The 1,182-nt window shown below is 65.9% G+C and carries 1 protein-coding gene and 1 tRNA gene; both read right to left on the bottom strand.

Features of this window, described 5'->3' with window-relative positions; translation table 11 throughout:
* Positions 1-178 precede the first annotated feature (178 nt).
* Positions 179-943 (bottom strand): SDR family oxidoreductase, encoded by a 765-nt coding sequence (locus E1263_RS42410; RefSeq protein WP_132178145.1) that lies wholly within the window; start codon positions 941-943, stop codon positions 179-181.
* Between the two features lie 57 nt (positions 944-1,000).
* Positions 1,001-1,077, bottom strand: a tRNA-Ile gene (locus E1263_RS42405).
* Positions 1,078-1,182: the final 105 nt, after the last annotated feature.

Genomic DNA, 1,182 nt, shown 5'->3' with positions numbered 1-1,182 from the left:
CACCCACCCTTGGGTCCGAACGGCAGCTTTGAGCACCCACCAGCCATCCGCGGGGCGGAGAAATGGTTGGTGGGTTCACAAAGTTGGCGGCTGTGTACAAAGTGCAGCGGACCCGGCGGGGCTGACGTGGACCGACGCGATGACCGAGACGTTCCGGTGCGCTGGAGTTGGAGCGGGTCTAGGCGAAGCCGCCGTTGCTCATGAGTGGTTGCTTGTTGATCCACTGGCCGCGCTCCGAGCAGAGGAAGGCGATCAGGTCGCCGGTGTCGGCGGGGGTGCCGAGTCGGCCGAGCGGGGTTTGGTTGGTGCCCATGGCGCGGATGTCGTCGTTCATCCAGCCGGTGTCGATCGGCCCGGGGTTGATCACATTCGCGGTCACGCCGAGGTCGGCGAGTTCCTCGGCCGCCGCGAGGGTGATCCGGTCGAGGGCGCCCTTGCTTGCGCCGTACGGGAGGTTGTGGGCGGTGTGGTCGCTGGTCAGAGCGATGATCCGCCCACTCCCATGCGGCCCCTTGAAGCGCGTCGCGTATTCGCGGATCAACAGCCAGACCGCCCGTGCGTTCACCGCAAAGTGCCGATCGAAGCTCTCGATCGTGGTGTCGAGGATGCTCGAATTCACCGACTCACAATGAGCCATCACCAACGCAGTCACGTTGCCCAGCCGCTCCTCGGCGGCCGCGAAGATCCGCGCAGGCGCCTCCGTGTCGACCAGGTCCGCCTCAATCGGTACGACGGTCGCACCGATCGCCGTCAACTCGTGGGTGATCTTCTCGGTATCGCCGGATTGCACACCCCACTCCATCCGCTCGTCGTACGGCGTCCAGTAGGTGAAGGCGATATCCCACCCCTCCTCGGCGAGCCGACGGGCGATTCCCGCGCCGATCCCAACGGTCCGCCCAACTCCGGTGACAAGGGCGACAGGGCGTTCCGATGGTTGCGTCATACGGCCGATGCTGCTGCACCCGCCAGCGCACTGCAACCGAGAATTCGGCTCAGGCTGTGGTGGGGCGGGTGGGGCTCGAACCCACGACCCAAGGATTATGAGTCCTCTGCTCTGACCAGCTGAGCTACCGCCCCGTGCGGGGTGATCGTATCTGGTGTGGGGGCGGAAGTGGTGCTCGGGCGGTCGAGTGTGGGGAGCCTGTCCTAGGCAACCGATTGCCGACGGCATGGTCCTCGCAC

The sequence above is a fragment of the Kribbella antibiotica genome (assembly GCF_004349055.1).
GTDB lineage: Bacteria > Actinomycetota > Actinomycetes > Propionibacteriales > Kribbellaceae > Kribbella > Kribbella antibiotica.
The sequence above is the reverse complement of the archived record's forward strand: the minus strand, read 5'-3'. Positions and strand labels throughout refer to the sequence as shown.